The 15,603-nt window shown below is 56.8% G+C and carries 10 protein-coding genes and 1 pseudogene; 10 read left to right on the forward strand and 1 reads right to left on the reverse strand.

Annotated features, from left to right (window positions below; translation table 11 throughout):
• Positions 1-155 precede the first annotated feature (155 nt).
• The 10 genes and pseudogenes from J4D97_RS19450 to J4D97_RS19495 all read left to right on the forward strand — a co-directional run bounded on the left by J4D97_RS19450 (position 156) and on the right by J4D97_RS19495 (position 13,839).
• On the forward strand, positions 156-3,554 hold the full coding sequence (locus tag J4D97_RS19450; RefSeq protein WP_347879372.1) for a DUF4175 family protein: 3,399 nt from the start codon (positions 156-158) through the stop codon (positions 3,552-3,554).
• Positions 3,555-3,597: 43 nt separating this feature from the next.
• On the forward strand, positions 3,598-4,044 hold the full coding sequence (locus J4D97_RS19455) for an ATP-binding protein (protein ID WP_208309020.1): 447 nt from the start codon (positions 3,598-3,600) through the stop codon (positions 4,042-4,044).
• An 8-nt stretch (positions 4,045-4,052) separates the two neighbouring features.
• Positions 4,053-4,529 carry an rRNA maturation RNase YbeY gene (ybeY, locus tag J4D97_RS19460; protein ID WP_185281840.1) on the forward strand — a complete coding sequence of 159 codons (477 nt, stop codon included), beginning with the start codon at positions 4,053-4,055 and terminating at the stop codon, positions 4,527-4,529.
• Between the two features lie 189 nt (positions 4,530-4,718).
• Entirely contained in the window at positions 4,719-5,432 is a 714-nt protein-coding gene (locus tag J4D97_RS19465; RefSeq protein WP_243900418.1) for a GNAT family N-acetyltransferase, read from the forward strand.
• 144 nt (positions 5,433-5,576) lie between these two features.
• The gene (mnmG, locus tag J4D97_RS19470; protein ID WP_185281841.1) at positions 5,577-7,445 is read left to right on the forward strand and encodes a tRNA uridine-5-carboxymethylaminomethyl(34) synthesis enzyme MnmG; all 1,869 of its coding nucleotides are present in this window, start codon (positions 5,577-5,579) and stop codon (positions 7,443-7,445) included.
• Between the two features lie 115 nt (positions 7,446-7,560).
• Positions 7,561-8,454, forward strand: coding sequence for a class I SAM-dependent methyltransferase (locus tag J4D97_RS19475; RefSeq protein ID WP_208309021.1), 894 nt, complete (start codon positions 7,561-7,563; stop codon positions 8,452-8,454).
• A 124-nt stretch (positions 8,455-8,578) separates the two neighbouring features.
• A pseudogene (locus J4D97_RS24035) lies at positions 8,579-8,968 on the forward strand (Ig-like domain-containing protein); the annotation flags it as partial.
• A 1,415-nt stretch (positions 8,969-10,383) separates the two neighbouring features.
• On the forward strand, positions 10,384-11,931 hold the full coding sequence (locus tag J4D97_RS19485; protein ID WP_208309023.1) for an FAD-dependent oxidoreductase: 1,548 nt from the start codon (positions 10,384-10,386) through the stop codon (positions 11,929-11,931).
• 829 nt (positions 11,932-12,760) lie between these two features.
• Entirely contained in the window at positions 12,761-13,252 is a 492-nt protein-coding gene (locus J4D97_RS19490; protein ID WP_208309024.1) for a DUF4385 domain-containing protein, read from the forward strand.
• Between the two features lie 98 nt (positions 13,253-13,350).
• The gene (locus tag J4D97_RS19495; RefSeq protein ID WP_185281846.1) at positions 13,351-13,839 is read left to right on the forward strand and encodes a hypothetical protein; all 489 of its coding nucleotides are present in this window, start codon (positions 13,351-13,353) and stop codon (positions 13,837-13,839) included.
• Between the two features lie 201 nt (positions 13,840-14,040).
• Here the strand turns inward: J4D97_RS19495 and J4D97_RS19500 are convergent, their stop codons facing one another.
• Positions 14,041-15,441, reverse strand: coding sequence for an inorganic phosphate transporter (locus J4D97_RS19500; RefSeq protein WP_208309025.1), 1,401 nt, complete (start codon positions 15,439-15,441; stop codon positions 14,041-14,043).
• Positions 15,442-15,603: the final 162 nt, after the last annotated feature.

Raw genomic sequence — 15,603 nt, forward strand, 5'->3', positions numbered from 1 at the left:
TAAGTGTGGGGCCAAGCCGTTCAACGACGAGCGCCTGCAAGGCGCCCCTACAGTACCACACGCTTCTACGGAACAATTTCCCTACCCTCCGTTGTCGTTCTCATACCGGCGGGCAAATCCGTATCTTGCCTGAACCGAACTGAGTCCTATCGCTAGTGGAAAACAGAGATACTACAACGCCGCCGCTGCCAGCCCTACAACGGGTGCTGGACCAGCTGGAAGCCTTTAAGTGCAAGTTTTACCTGAGCCTGCTGGTGCGCGGCGGACTGGTAGCCCTGGGCCTGTTGCTGACCTTATTCGTGGTCTTCAACCTGCTTGAGTACTTCCTCTACCTGCCTACCTGGATGCGGGGCGGGCTGCTGTTTGGCTTTCTGGGATTGGTAGTCTACGCCTTTGTGCGTTGGATTTGGCAACCCCTGGCCGCCCTCACCAACCTGCGCCGCCTACTCTCCGACGAGCAAGCCGCTAGTAGGGTAGGAGAGTTGTTTCCAGAAGTACAAGACAAGCTCTTGAACGCCTTACAGCTGCAAGGCCAAGCCCGCGAAAACGCCCTGATTGCCGCCAGCCTGGAGCAGCGCGCTGGTCAGCTCGCTGGCTTTGAGTTCACGAAGGGCATTGACCTCAAAACCCAGACGCGGCCGTTGTGGAAATACGTGGCCGTACCGGCGGGCATTATTGCCTTGCTGCTGCTGGTGTACCCGGCGCTGTTCGTGCAAGGCACGGAGCGCATTTTGCATTATAACCGCGCCTACTCGCCGCCCGCGCCGTTTCGGTTTGTGGTAGAGAATAAGAATCTGCAAGCCTTTAAGGGCGAAGACTTTGCCTTGGAAGTAGCTGTAGAAGGCGACGCCCTACCCAACGATATTACAGTTCGCTACGATGGCCGGGAGCGGCACCTTAGCAAGCAAGCCAACGGCCGCTACCGCTACGAGTTCAAGCAGTTGCAGAAGAACATTTCCTTTCAGTTAGCCGCTGCCGGTTTCACCTCCGATGAGTACGACTTGCGCGTGCGCCAGCGGCCTGATTTGCGCGATTTTTCGGTGCGCGTTTCCTACCCTGCCTACCTGGGCAAAGCTGCCGAAACCATTCGCAACACCGGCAACCTGACCGTGCCGGAGGGTAGCACCGTGCAGTGGAACTTCGCCACCGAAGCCACCGACGAGTTGCAACTCGTTTTCCAAAACCCCAACGAAACCGTGACGGCTGCCGCCGACGGCGACGAGTTTACGGCCTCGCGGCGGGTGATGCGCAGCCAGCCCTACTTGGTGCGCTTGCGCAACCCAGCCAGCCTCAACCGCGACCCGATTCAGTACCAGCTCACGGCCCTACCCGACCAGGCGCCCGACATCACCCTGGAAACGTTTGCCGACACCACGGCCCGGCAGTTTCTGGCCCTGGGCGGCACCGTACGCGACGACTATGGCCTCTCGCGTCTGCAACTGCACTACCGCGTGGCGGGCGGCAGCCCCGGCGCACCCTACAAGACCCGCGCCCTACCCTTGCAATCTGGTACGGCCCAGGCCTATGCCTACCAGTGGGACGTGCGCGCCCTCAACCTGAAGCCCGGCGACCGGCTGGAGTACTTCGTGCAGGTGTGGGACAACGATGGCGTGCACGGGCCCAAGTCGGCGCGCACGCGGCAGGCCGAGTACCGCCTACCCTCGCGGGCAGCCCAGCGCGAGCAGCTGGCTCAGAAGTCAGCGGCGGTGCAGAACCAGTTGAGCCGCGCCGGCGAGCAGAGTAAGCAGCTGGAGCGCGAAATGGCCAAAACCGACAACAAGCTGAAAACCAAGCGCGAACTGAGCTTCCAGGACCGCAAGCAGTTGCAGAATATGCTGCAAGAAAAGAAGCAGGTAGATCAGCAGTTGGCCGACATGAAACAGGCCTTCGAGCAGATGATGCAGCAGCAAAATGAGCTGGACCCCAAAAGTCAGGAGTTGGCTGAGAAAGCGCAGGAGCTGCAAAAGCTGATGGAAACCTTGCTGGACCCCGAAACCAAGAAGCTCTACGAAGAGCTGCAAAAGCTACTGGAAAATCAGCAGGACCACAACCAACTGGACATGCAGCAGCTCCTGCAAAAGCTCGAAAACAAAGAGCAAACCTTGCAGAAGGAGTTGGAGCGGGCTTTGGAGATGTTCAAGCAATTGCAGTTTGAGCAGAAACAGGACGCCGCCCTCGATAAGCTGCAAAAGCTGGCCGAAGAGCAAAAGAAGCTAGCCGAGCAAACCCAGCAAAACGACAAGAATAACCAGGACAACAAGCTCAGCAACGAGCAGCAAAAGCAGAAGAACGAGGAGCTGAAACAGCAGCAGCAGCAAGCCAAAGAGCAGTTTGAAGAAATCAAGCAGGACTTGCAAGACCTGAAGAAGATGGACGAGCAGTTGGGCGGCGAAAACGAGGCCGACGAGATGAAGCAGGAGCAGCAGCAGGTAGACCAGCAGATGCAGGAAAGCCAGCAACAGCTTCAAAAAAATCAGAACCAGAAAGCTAGCCAGGCCCAGCAGCAAGCGGCCCAAAAGATGCAGCAAATGGCTCAGGAAATGCAGCAGCAGATGGACCAGGAGGAGCAGGACCAGCAACAGCAGAACATCGACGGCCTGCGCGACATCCTGGAAAACCTGCTCAAGCTGAGCTTCGACGAAGAAGGCGTAATGAAGCAGTTTCGGCAGGTAGACCAGCAGGACCCGCGCTTTGTGCAGCTGGGCCAGCAGCAGCGCAAGCTCCGCGACGACGCCCGCGTAGTGCAGGACTCGCTCTATGCCTTGGCCAAAAAAGTGTTCCAGCTCCAGAGCTTCGTGACGCGGGAGGTAGGGGAGATGAACGGCCGCATGGACGAGTCGATGAACCACATCCAGCAGCGCGACGTGCGCCGCGCCACCGCCAGCCAGCAGCAGGCCATGACCAGCATGAACAACCTGGCCCTGATGCTGAACGACGCCCTGAAGCAAATGCAGGAACAGCAGCGCCAGAGCCAGCAGCAACAGCAGCAGGGCGGCGGCAAGCCCGGCCGCAAAAAGAAGAAGGGTAGCAGCGCCGGCGAAGGCCAGCTAGGCCGCATGCAACAGCAGCTCAACCAGCAGATTCAGCAGCTCCAGCAGAGCGGCAAATCGGGTAGGGCGCTGTCCGAAGAACTAGCCAAACTAGCTGGGCAGCAGCAGATGCTGCGCGACGCGTTGCAGAAAATGGACCAGATGAAGCCCGGCGGCAAGGAAGGCAAAGGCCAGGACGGCGGGGGCGGCACCGGCGACCTGAAAAAAATGATGGAACAAACCGAAACCGACCTCGTAAACAAGCGGCTGACGGAGCAAACCATCATGCGCCAGCAACAAATCCTGACTCGTTTGCTGGAAGCCGAGAAATCGGCCCAGGAGCGCGATCAGGAAGAACGTCGGGAAGCGCAAACGGCGCAGAACCGCCCGCCGGTATTTCCGCCTGCTTTCGAAAAATACAAGCAGCAGAAAACCCGGCAAACCGAGCTGCTCCGGACGGTGCCGCCCGCCCTCACGCCCTATTATCAGCGGGAGGTCAGTGAATATTTTCAGAAAATGAAATAGCTCTCCTTATTTTTACCGCCGCTGCCCCTCTTACCAACCCCTTATGAAGCAGGTTAAAATTCAAATTCCTTCGCTGGTCGAGAACATCCGAGTAGTGGAAAGTTTCATCGACAATTCGAAGGATACCTTCCATATTGAAGACGACATCTACGGCAACATTATGGTGGCCGTCACCGAAGCGGTGAACAACGCCATCCGGCACGGAAATAAGTTCGACAAGGACAAGAACGTATTTCTGTCGCTTTACGTAGATCAGGACCGTCTAAAGTTCGAAGTACAGGACGAAGGCGAAGGCTTCGACTACGATAACCTACTGGACCCCACGGCTCCCGAAAACCTGGAAAACCCTGGTGGCCGCGGTATCTTCCTCATTCGCCACCTCGCCGACGAGGTGGAGTTCACCGAGGAGGGTCGCAACGTGCAGCTCACGTTCCTACTCGCCCCGGCGCCTGCCACTTCCGATTCTCCATCTGACCACGTCACGGCCTAAGCCCTGGTATGAACACAGCTGAACACGACGAGTTTTTGCACGAGGAGCCGCGCCACGAAACGCCTGGCATCGAGTTTATCGTAGAGGAAGTGGATTTCGAGTTGGCCGACGCTGCCGAACTCACCTCCTGGATTGAGCGGATTGCGGCGGTGCACGAGCACGAAATCGTTCAGCTGACCTACATCTTTTGCTCTGACGAGTACTTGCACCAGGTGAACGTGGAATACCTTGACCACGACACGTATACCGATGTTATCACCTTCGATAACTCGGACACGTCGGACGTGATTGAGGGCGACATCTTCATTTCGGTGGAGCGAATCCGCGAAAATGCCCAGCAACTGGGCGTGACGTTCCGCGACGAATTGCACCGCGTAATGATTCACGGTGTGCTACACCTGCTGGGCTACGCCGACAAGGACTTGCTGAGCCAGACAGCCATGCGCAAAAAGGAAGACGACTGCCTCTTGCTACGCACATTCTAGGCGTTTTGCATCCGTTTTTCATGGATTGATTTTTCAGGAACGCCCGCCGAAATGCGGGCGTTTTCTGTATTGTTGCCTACCCGTTGTCATTCCGAGCAGCGCGAGGAGTCTGAGCAAGTCTCGCCGAGGACAGTTATCCAGATTCCTCGCGCTGCTCGGAATGACCATCCCTACCCACGTTATCTTTCTATGTCCGCCGTGCCCCCTCCATTTCCTATTATTCCGGGCAACATGCTGGATTATTACCTGTGCCAGGGTTATTACCGGATGCATCAGGACTTATTCACGTGCCGTTTCCTACCCATCAACGACACGCTGCACACGGTGCATTGGCTCCGACTGGCGCTCGACAACGTGATGTGGGGGCCGGAGCAGCGCCGCTTGCTGCGCCTAAACGAGCCGTTCGGCGTTTCCATCCGGCCTTTCCGGCTTACCGATGAATACGAGATGCTGTACGCGCAGTACCGCGCCTCCATCACCTTCGACGCGCCGCCTACTGTGGAGGCCTTTCTGCTGGCCGGCGCCACCCACAACATCTTCACCACCGAGGTGCTGGAAGTGCGCGACAACGGCCAGCTGATTGCGGCCGGTATTTTCGATAGCGGCACCCGCAGCTTGGCCGGCATCATGAATTTCTATGACCCTGCCTACCGCAAAAACAGTCTAGGCAAGTACCTGATGCTGTTGAAAATAAACCACGCCCGCCAGCAGCACATGCAGTATTACTACCCTGGCTACCTGGTGCATGATTACCCCAAGTTCGACTACAAGCTGTTTCCCTGCCTACCTGCTACGGAGGTGTTCAACTGCCTACGCGACCAGTGGCTCCCATTTACCTGGGAAGAGGTGAACCGGCAAGCCACTGAGCTGATGCTTGATTGGGACGAGCAGGAACTAGACTAACTGCCTGAATTGTATCTTTGCACACGCTTTTCGCAGTGAAGGGTATCCACTCGCAAGTAGAGGTGTTTGCTAGGTTTTTAACACTCTCAAACTCGCCTTTCAAGCTTGTGTGAACTCCGGGCGAAAAAATTCTATTAAGAAGGCATGTTTCAGCAAGAAGAATACGATGTGATTGTGGTAGGCGCGGGCCACGCGGGCTGCGAAGCCGCCGCCGCTGCCGCCAACCTGGGCTCGAAAGTGCTGCTGGTGACCATGAACATGAACACCATCGCGCAGATGTCGTGCAACCCTGCCATGGGCGGGGTGGCCAAGGGGCAGATTGTGCGCGAGGTAGACGCCCTGGGCGGCCAGTCGGGCATCATCACCGACAAAACCATGATTCAGTTCCGGATGCTGAACCGCTCCAAAGGCCCCGCTATGTGGAGCCCACGCGCGCAGTCGGACCGCATGCGCTTTGCTGAGGAGTGGCGCCTCACGCTGGAAGGCATTGCCAACGTGGACTTCTGGCAAGAAGCCGTGCTGGGTTTGGTGGTGGAAAACGATACGGTGGTAGGCGTGAAAACGCAGCTCGGCATTGAGTTCCGGGGTAAGTCGGTGGTGCTCACCAATGGCACCTTCCTAAACGGTCTCATTCACATCGGTGAAAAGAACTTTGGTGGGGGTAGGGCTGCCGAGCGCGGCAGCACTGGCATCACGGAGCAGCTGAAGGAGCTGGGCTTTGAGGCTGGCCGCATGAAAACCGGCACCCCGCCCCGCGTAGACGGCCGCTCCCTGGACTACTCCAAAATGGAGGAGCAGGCCGGCGACGACGTGCCCAGCAAATTCTCCTACCTCGACACGCCCGCCCTCAGCAAGCAGCGCCCCTGCTACATCACCTATACCAACGCCGAGGTGCACGAAATCCTACGCGAGGGGTTCGAGAAGTCGCCCATGTTCCAAGGCCGTATCAAGGGCTTGGGGCCGCGTTATTGCCCGAGCGTGGAGGACAAAATCAACCGCTTTGCCGACAAGGACCGCCACCAGATTTTTGTGGAGCCCGAGGGCTGGAGCACGGTGGAGGTGTACGTAAACGGCTTCAGTTCTTCCCTACCCGAGGACGTGCAGTACCGTGCCCTGCGCAAGATTGCCGGCTTCGAGAATGCCAAGATGTTCCGGCCTGGCTACGCCATCGAGTACGACTTCTTCCCGCCTACCCAGCTCAGCCTCACGCTGGAAACTAAGCGCATTAAGAACCTGTATTTCGCGGGCCAGATCAACGGTACCACGGGCTACGAGGAAGCGGCGTGCCAGGGCCTGATGGCCGGCATCAATGCGCACAACAAAGTACACGGCAAGGCACCCTTCGTGCTCAAGCGTAGCGAGGCCTACATCGGCGTGCTCATTGATGACCTTGTGAACAAAGGCACTGACGAGCCCTACCGCATGTTCACGAGCCGCGCTGAGCACCGCATTCTACTCCGCCAGGACAACGCCGACCTGCGCCTCACGCCGCTAGGCTATGAGCTGGGTCTGGCTTCGGAAGAGCGTATGGAGCTGGTGCGCCAAAAGGAGCAACAAACCCAAGAGGTGCTGACGCTGCTAGGCAAGTTTGCCATTGAGCCCCACGAAATTAACAGTCTGTTGGAGGAACTGGGCTCGGCTACCATCCACGAGAAAACCCGCGCCGTGAACCTGCTGCGCCGCCCCAACGTGGAGCTGGCCGACCTCACCCGCGTACTGCCCGGCCTCACGCTGGCGCTGGCTCCCTACCGCGCCGAGGCGCTGGAGCAGGCCATTATCTTGGTGAAATACGAGAACTACTTAGCAAAGGAACACCAGCAAGCCGCCCGCGTGCAGGAGCTGGAAAACTTCGTAATTCAGGGTAGGCTTGACTATAAGGCTATGCCCGCCCTCTCGCACGAGGCCCGCGAGAAGCTGCTCAAGATTCAGCCCGAAACCTTGGGCCAGGCCAGCCGCATCAGCGGCGTCTCACCAGCCGACGTTTCGGTGCTGATGGTGTACCTTGGCAGGTAATTGAAAATTATGAATTAGAAATTATGAATTAGGAATTCGAGGATTGCATCGGCTGGCATATCGTTGCCACTATTTCAATTCCTAATTTCTAATTCATAATTCATAATTAAAAGCCGTGTACGAACGATTAGAAGCCTGCCCGGTGTGCGGGAAATCGGACTTCCAGAATAAGCTGGTGGTTGAAGATAAGTCGGTGAGCAAGGAGAGCTTTGCTATTCAGCAGTGCACGGCGTGCAAATTTCAGTTTACCAACCCTCGTCCCGATGCGGCCCACATTGGGCGGTATTACGAGTCAGATGAATATGTGTCGCACAACAGCGGCGCGGCTGGCCTCATCAACCAAGCGTATAAAGTAGCCCGCTTTTTCACCCTACGGCGCAAAGTGGCTCTGCTGAACCGGTTGGTGCCAAGCAAAGGCAAACTGCTAGACTACGGCTGCGGTACGGGTCATTTTGTGGCGGCAGCCAAGTCTGATGGCTGGCAGGTGCACGGCCTGGAACCCAACCCTCGCGCCCGCGAAGAGGCGATGCGTAGGGTAGGGGCCAACGTAGGCACGCCCGAAGACCTGGGCAAGCTGCCAGCTGGCTCGTTCGACGTGATTACGCTGTGGCACGTGTTAGAACACGTTCATACCCTGAACGAAACCCTGCGCCAGCTCATTCAGCTCTTGAAGCCGGAGGGTGTGCTTATCATTGCCGTTCCCAACGTAGAAAGCCTCGACGCTCAGCACTACCGCCAGGATTGGGCGGCCTACGACGTGCCGCGCCATCTCTACCATTTTGCGCCCAATACCATGCGTCAGTTGCTAAAAAAGCACAAAATGCAGGTGCGCGAAACCCTACCCATGGCCCTGGACGCCTACTACGTGAGCATGCTCAGCGAGAAACACCGCGCCGAGCAGGGGCAGGGTATGTTGGCCGTGTTGAAAGCCGGCTACCAGTCGAACCGCTACGCGGCCCAGCACGGCGGGCAATATTCCAGCCTGATTTACGTAGCTACTCGGCGCTAAGCCTGCTCCCCAATGGGGTAGGGGAGGGGCTATGTAGTTGATTGTTAAGTTGAGTGATAGTGGGCGGCGGTGAGCGAAGCCTACGCTTCGTGCCGCCGTCACTGTTTTTGTCTGTTTATTTATGATGCAATTTGTGCGTGCTGGTTGGATACGGTGGGTAGCCGGGTTGGCGCTGCTGAGCGGTTGCGCTACCATTGCCTCGCCCGATGGTGGTGCACGCGACCTGGTTCCGCCCGAGCTGGTGAGCACTAGCCCAGAACAGGGCGCCCGCAACGTGACGACCCAAACCATTCGGCTGGAGTTTTCGGAGGAAGTGCAGTTGCAGGACTTAGCCAAAAACCTGATTGTGGCCCCGCTGATTCCAGATGAGAACCACTACAAAGTGCGCGAGGACCGCACGGCTATTTCGCTGATTTACGATAAGCCGTTTGCGCCGAATACCACCTACTCCTTCAACTTTGGGGATGCCGTAGTGGATATCACCGAGAAGAACAAGGCCAAAAACGTGCGACTGGCCTTCAGTACCGGCCCGCAGCTCGACTCGGGTATGGTGCGCGGCGTGGTGACGGACCTGCTCACGACCAAGCCCGCCGAGAATGCCTCCGTGATGCTGTATCCCGCCAACGACACCGCCTTTTCGGTGCGCAAGGGTAGGCCTTATTACCTCACCCGCACCGACAAATCCGGCGCTTTCACTTTGGAAAACCTGAAGGCCGGCCCGTACCGGCTGTATGCTTTGGTGGATAAAAACCAGAGCTTCCGCTATGAAGACGGGGAGAAAATTGCCTACCTCCCCGAGCCCATTCAGGTAGGTGAAACACTCGACTCGGTGCGCCTGCAACTGGTGCGCCCCGACGCCCGCCGGGCGCTCATTACTGGTCAGCAGCCCGAGCCTACCCGGTTCAAGGTATCCTTCAACGAGGGAGTAAGCCGGGCGCGCCTGGCTCCACTGCCCGGCACCGCCGCCCGCCCCGACACGGCTACCCTCAACCAAGGCGTATTGCTAGCTGAGGAGGGCAAGACGCTATTAGTCTTCAAAACGCCCACCTTTACGGAGGGCCGCTACGTACTCACGGCCGCCGATAGTGCCGGCAACGTAGGCCGCGACACCCTCGACGTGCGCTTTCAGGGCAAAGAACCGACGCGCCGGGCAGTAGGCTACGCCGTGGAAGGCAACCCGCAGCAAGTGTACCGCCAGGGTCAGGTGCGGGTGAAGTTCGCGGTGCCCGTACGCATTGCGCCGGATAAGCCCTTTGCTACCCTCACTGAAGACTCTACCGCAGCCAAGCGCCCCCTGCGCCTACCCAAAGACGGCCGCCTGAACGATACCCGCACGGAGCTAACCATTAACCTGGATACCAAGGCCGAGAAAACGCTGGTTTTTCAGTTTGATAGTACCAACATTCAGGCCGTCACGGGGCAGTCGTTGGGCTTCCGGCCGCTGAAGCTGGGCGTGAGCGAGCAGCCGGCTTCTGGGTCGTTGTCGGGCACCATACAGACCAAGTATACCAGCTACGAGGTGCAGGTAATCGACCAAAAGGCTCAGCCGATAGCGGTGCTCAAAAGCCCCAAAAAGACGTTCCGCTTCGATAACCTGCCGCCCGGCACCTACCGCCTGCGGGTGCTCATCGACGCCAACAACGACGGCACCTGGCAGGGCAGCGACCCGAATCTGCAAGTGCCTCCCGAGCCGATTTACCTCGGCCCAGTGCTACAACCTGTGCGGGCCGGGTGGGATCAGGAAGAGATTAAGCTGGTCTTTTAGAATTGTTTTCTCGGACTCAAAGCCCCTGCCTACGTATGGCAGGGGCTTTTTTATTGATGGCATTCTTGCAAGCGTCTGCTTATGCGCATGGGTAAGGCGCAAGCTCGTCGTTAACTACCGCTCCGCCCTACCCGTACGTGCTGGGGTACCCCACTTCCTTCGCCATGTTCGACACCATCGACCCTACCCACACCTCCGGTGCTACCCAGTCTACCTGGTTTGCCACCACCGAAGCGCTACCTACTTTTTCGCCCCTACGCCAAAACCTCACGGTAGATGTGGTAGTGGTAGGTGCGGGCATTGCCGGTCTTACCACGGCCTACCTGCTGGGCAAAGAAGGAAAGCGCGTAGCCGTGCTGGAAGATGGTGAAATAGCCAGCGGCGAAACCGGCCGCACCACAGCTCACCTTTCCAATGCGCTGGATGACCGCTACACCACGCTGGAGCAGTTGTTTGGACAGGAGGGCGCCCGCCTGGCCGCCGAAAGTCATGGTGCTGCCATCGACCAAATTGAGCAAATAGTGGCCGACGAGCAGATTGATTGTGATTTCAGCCGCTTAGATGGCTACCTGTTTCTGGCGAAAGAAAACACCCACCAGGAGCTCTTGGACGAGCGCGATGCCGCGCACCGCGCCGGCCTTACTAGGGTAGAGTGGCTACCTGATGCTGGTACTGAGGGCTTCCAGACCGGCGAGTGCCTACGCTTTCCCAACCAGGGCCAGTTTCATATTTTGAAGTACCTGCGCGGGGTAGCGAAAGCCATTGTGGCGCAAGGCGGTCAGATCTTCACACATTCCCATGCCACCGAAGTGCAAGGCGGCGACACGGCGCTGGTGCGTACCACCGAAGGCTTTGAGGTACGCGCCCAGGCCGTAGTAGTGGCCACTAATACCCCGTGCATCGACCGTGTAGTGATGCACACCAAGCAGGGTGCCTACCGCACCTACGCACTGGGAGCCCAGGTGCCGCGCGGCGCCGTTACCACCGCCCTGTATTGGGATATGGCCGATCCGTACCACTACATCCGCGTGCAGCCCGTGCCGGACTCCGATACGGATCTATTGATTGTAGGCGGTGAGGACCATTCAGTGGGGCACGACGATCCGCAGGCCCGGCTGGCTTGCCTGGAAGAATGGACACGGGCGCATTTTCCGGCTATTACTTCCATCGATTTCCGCTGGTCGGGGCAGGTGCTGGAGCCCAACGACAGCCTGGCCTACGCCGGGCGCAATCCGCTGGACGAGCCCAACGTGTACATCATCACCGGCGACTCGGGCCATGGTATGACGCACGGCACGCTGGGCGCGATGCTGCTGCGCGACCTCATCCTGGAACGCTCCAACCCCTGGGAGGAGCTATACGACCCCGGCCGCGTAACACTCAAAGCAGAGTCGCTCAAAGAGTTTGCCCGCGAAAATGCCCGCGTAGTAGCCGACTACACCGACCTGCTCACGGGCAGCGACGTGGCCTCAGCCGATGCTATTGCGCCCGGCAGCGGTGCCGTACTACGGCACGGCATCACGAAGGTGGCTGTGTATAAAGACCAGGAGGGAAAGGTACACGAGTGCTCCGCCATTTGCCCGCACCTAGGTTGCGTGGTGCACTGGAATGAGTTGGAAACCAGTTGGGATTGTCCGTGCCACGGCTCCCGTTTCGATGCGTACGGCAAGTTGCTGATGGGACCCGCCAACTCAGACCTAGCACCGTCATAAGCCTACCCTTTTCCTACCCCCGTTGCAGCGCAAGGCCTGGCTTTTCAGTCAGGCCTTTGTTTTTGCAGCTTGCCCTGATTTTGGGTTTAACAGGATGGATAGAATGTCGGCTATATGAGTTATTCACACTCAAAAGTGCCCGTACGGGCTTGTAGTGCGGTACCCTTTATTTTATCCACATATTTATCCACTGCCTTTTCTGCAACCCACATAATGTGTGGATAATATGGTGGAAACCTGGGGATAACTCGTGGATAAAAAGCGGATAAGTTTTTTTGCACGGTGAATAACCCTTACAGGTGAAATTGGCTGTGGATAAGGGTGGATAACTATCCCCTAAAAAACCCACAATCCACACTGCGATGTGCGTGTGGATTGTGAATTTGTGGACAAGCCTGTGGATTGTGAATAATCGATTTAACTGCTTTAATATCTGTTGTTTAGTATCCACATACCCTGTTGATAGACAGTGGATAACTGCTTTTTTATTCACAAGTTATCAGCCATGTTGATAACCCTTCCGATTTATCCACTTATGCACACTCCTAACAACAGGGATAAAAGAGAAAAATTTAAAAAATGAATTTAAAAAGTTATTAACTCTGTGGAAAAGCGAAAGGCTTCGTTCAGGTGGTTGGGCAGAGTCGAGCTTCGCTTGGGCAGGTAGGTAGAGCCAAGTTGCGGTCGGGCGAGTAGGCAGAACCAGGCTTCGCACACGGGGGGCGTTGAGCGGCAGTTATCCACGATTTAGCCGCAGGGTGGTGGATAAGTAGGTTAAATGGCCGCTCGTCGGTTTTCAGCGTATAAACTTCTCTGAACTTCGCCTGCCATGCCCTTCGACTATAACCTGGATTTCCACCATACCGACTTCCGCCAACACCCGGAACTGTACCGGGTGGGCAAGGGCGAGCAGGGTGTACTGCTGGTAGAGCCCTATAAGTCGGAGATTCTGCCTCACTGGCGCTTCCGTACACCCGAGGTGGCCCAGGAGTCGTCGGAGAAGATTTACGCGCTGTTTGAGGCGTATTTGCGCGATGAGGACTTTGTGGGTGCCGATATGGCCCGCAAGTTTTTGCAGATGGGCTACACCCGCGCCCGGCGCTATGCCAACCACCGTGGCGGCAAGAAGTACGACGGTCCCGTGCCGGACGACAAAAAAGGCCAGAGTGGCGCCCACGGCCGGGCCGAGCTACCCCGAGCCCCCGAAGACCCTACCAAAGCCGAGGCCGCCCGCATCTTCAAAGAGAAGTGGGATGCGGCTCGGGCCTACCCTCTCTACCAAGAGCAGAAAGCCGACTTCGAACAGCGCTACGGAAAATGAGTTGTCAGTGTGGATAAAATCAGCGTACTGATAACTCTCAACGGCCAACCGGCAACTGAACTCCTACCTTTACTCTCCTTCACCAAACCCCTACCCCTATGCAAACGACCCCTAATACCCCCGACGATACGTTGGAAGAACACGAAATCATCCTAGGCACCGGCATGGGCCCTTTGAAGTTTGGCGCCACCCGCGACGAGGTGCGTCAGCTGATGGGCGAGCCCGAGGAAATTGAAGAGTCGGATGACGACGACGAGTTTGAGCACCAAGCCTGGAACTACCTCGACGAAGGCTACTCCCTGTACTTCGACCGCGAGGACGACTACCGCCTGAGCTGCATCGAAACAGACTACCCCGCTATGCGCCTGTTCGGCGAGTCTATCCACGGCAAGTCGGTGGAGGAGATTCAGGACCTGATGCGCCGCAACAACGTGGAAGACCCAGAAGTGGAAAAAATGGATACCGGTGAGATGCGTCTTTCCTATGAAGACCAGATGATTGACCTGTATTTCGACGAAGGCGAACTGCAATTTGTCAACTTCGGTGTGTTCATAGACGACGATATGGAGGTACAATGGCCGGCCTAAAACTGGAGTTATCCACAAAATCAGACTAAAATAGTGTGGATAAGTGGATAACTCATTGGTTTTCTAGTGAATTGATCTCGTTTTGCTAATCTAAGCGTGTTAGCAACCACGTTATCAACACAACTGTTAACAACGCAAAAGCCGCTCCCACAATGGGAGCGGCTTTTGTCTTCTCAGCCCAAAAAGAAGCTAGCAGCTACTCTAAATCAGCGCTCGGAATAGCAGAAACAAACTGCCAGCCAGGAACATGGTTACAGGCAGCGTGAGTATCCAGGCCAAGGCAATGCTGCGAATCATCTGCGGGTTCAGGTTCTTCACGCCGCGGTTGGCCACCATGCTACCTGCAATGGCCGACGATAATACGTGGGTAGTAGAGGATGGCAAGCTCAACCAGGTAGAGCCACCAATCATAGCCGCTGCTACCAGCTCCGAGGAAGCGCCTTGGGCATACGTTAGGTGCTCCTTGCCAATTCGCTCACCAATCGTTTTCACGATGCGCTCCCAGCCTACCATCGTGCCAATACCCAGGGATAGGGACACCATGAGGAGCACCCACCACGGGGCGTAATCCGTGAAGCGGCGCATATCGGTGATGGCGGCTTCGTAGGTGTTGCGGTCATTGGTGCTTAGGCTCACCTTATCGCTGCCAATGATTTTCTTAGCGCTGCTATAGGTGAGCAGAATAGCCTTGCGAATGCGGAACCGCTCGGCCTGGGGAAGCTGCGACACGTCGGTTTTGCCGCTGAAGATGCTGTCGAGGGTAGCGGTCTGGGACTTCACTTCCAGCAGATTCTGGCGATTATCGGCACTCAGTTCCTGCGGGTTTACTTTGTTCATCACCATCTCCACCCGCTGCAACGACTCGCGCATGTCGAGCGGGTTCAAGGTTTGGTCGATGGCGAAGTAGGTAGGCACAATGCCAATCAGGATCAGCATAATCAGGCCCACGCCTTTCTGACCGTCGTTGGAGCCGTGGAAAAAGCTCACCAGCGTACAAGTGGTTACCAATGTCAGACGAATCCAGAGGGGTGGGGGCTTGCGCTTGTGTGGCTCTTTGAAGATGGTTTTGCTCTTCACAAAGCGCTTGAGCATATACATCAGCAAAATAGTGAGCGTGAAGCCGAACAGCGGCCCTACCAGTAGGGCAAGGCCTGCCTCGCCGGCTTTGCCCCAGTTCACGCCGGAGCCATTACCACCCGAAATCAGGCTGAACGCAATGCCTACCCCTAGGATGGACCCAATGAGGGCGTGCGACGACGACGAGGGTAGGCCGTAGTACCATGTGCCCACGTTCCAGATAATGGCAGCCAGAATGAGGGCGCCTACCATGGCAATGCCGTGGTACACATTCTGATCAACTAAGCTTTCGACGGGCAATAGGTAGATAATACCCATCGCAACGCCAATACCACCGGAAAATACGCCGATGAAATTCCAGAATGCCGACCATACCACGGCCACCCACGGGCGCAGGGTGTTGGTGTAGATGACGGTAGCCACGGCATTAGCTGTGTCGTGGAAACCGTTAACGAATTCGAACGCGCAGGCTGCCAGCAAACAAACTAGCAGCAGTAGTAGCACGTGAGGCTCTAAGCCGAACATAAGAGGGTAGTTGGTGAGAAATCAGATTTCAGCAGTCAAAGGTACAGGTACCCCAAAGGGTAGCAAGATTATGAAATTGTTACTGGAATTGCCGAATCGGTAACTTATGGGTAATCTGAGAGGCTAAAGAACTGGGAGATTAAATAGGGTAGAGATGAGCAA

Origin of the sequence: Hymenobacter defluvii (genome assembly GCF_017589435.1) — a bacterium.
Lineage (GTDB): Bacteria > Bacteroidota > Bacteroidia > Cytophagales > Hymenobacteraceae > Hymenobacter > Hymenobacter profundi.

Coding starts and splice junctions, on each gene's coding strand:
- J4D97_RS19500 (WP_208309025.1), bottom strand. CDS start 15,441: ATGTTCGGCTTAGAGCCTCACGTGCTACTACTGCTGCTAGTTTGTTTG.
- J4D97_RS19465 (WP_243900418.1), top strand. CDS start 4,719: ATGTCCGCCGTGCCCCCTCCATTTCCTATTATTCCGGGCAACATGCTG.
- J4D97_RS19455 (WP_208309020.1), top strand. CDS start 3,598: ATGAAGCAGGTTAAAATTCAAATTCCTTCGCTGGTCGAGAACATCCGA.
- mnmG (WP_185281841.1), top strand. CDS start 5,577: ATGTTTCAGCAAGAAGAATACGATGTGATTGTGGTAGGCGCGGGCCAC.
- ybeY (WP_185281840.1), top strand. CDS start 4,053: ATGAACACAGCTGAACACGACGAGTTTTTGCACGAGGAGCCGCGCCAC.
- J4D97_RS19490 (WP_208309024.1), top strand. CDS start 12,761: ATGCCCTTCGACTATAACCTGGATTTCCACCATACCGACTTCCGCCAA.
- J4D97_RS19485 (WP_208309023.1), top strand. CDS start 10,384: ATGTTCGACACCATCGACCCTACCCACACCTCCGGTGCTACCCAGTCT.
- J4D97_RS19495 (WP_185281846.1), top strand. CDS start 13,351: ATGCAAACGACCCCTAATACCCCCGACGATACGTTGGAAGAACACGAA.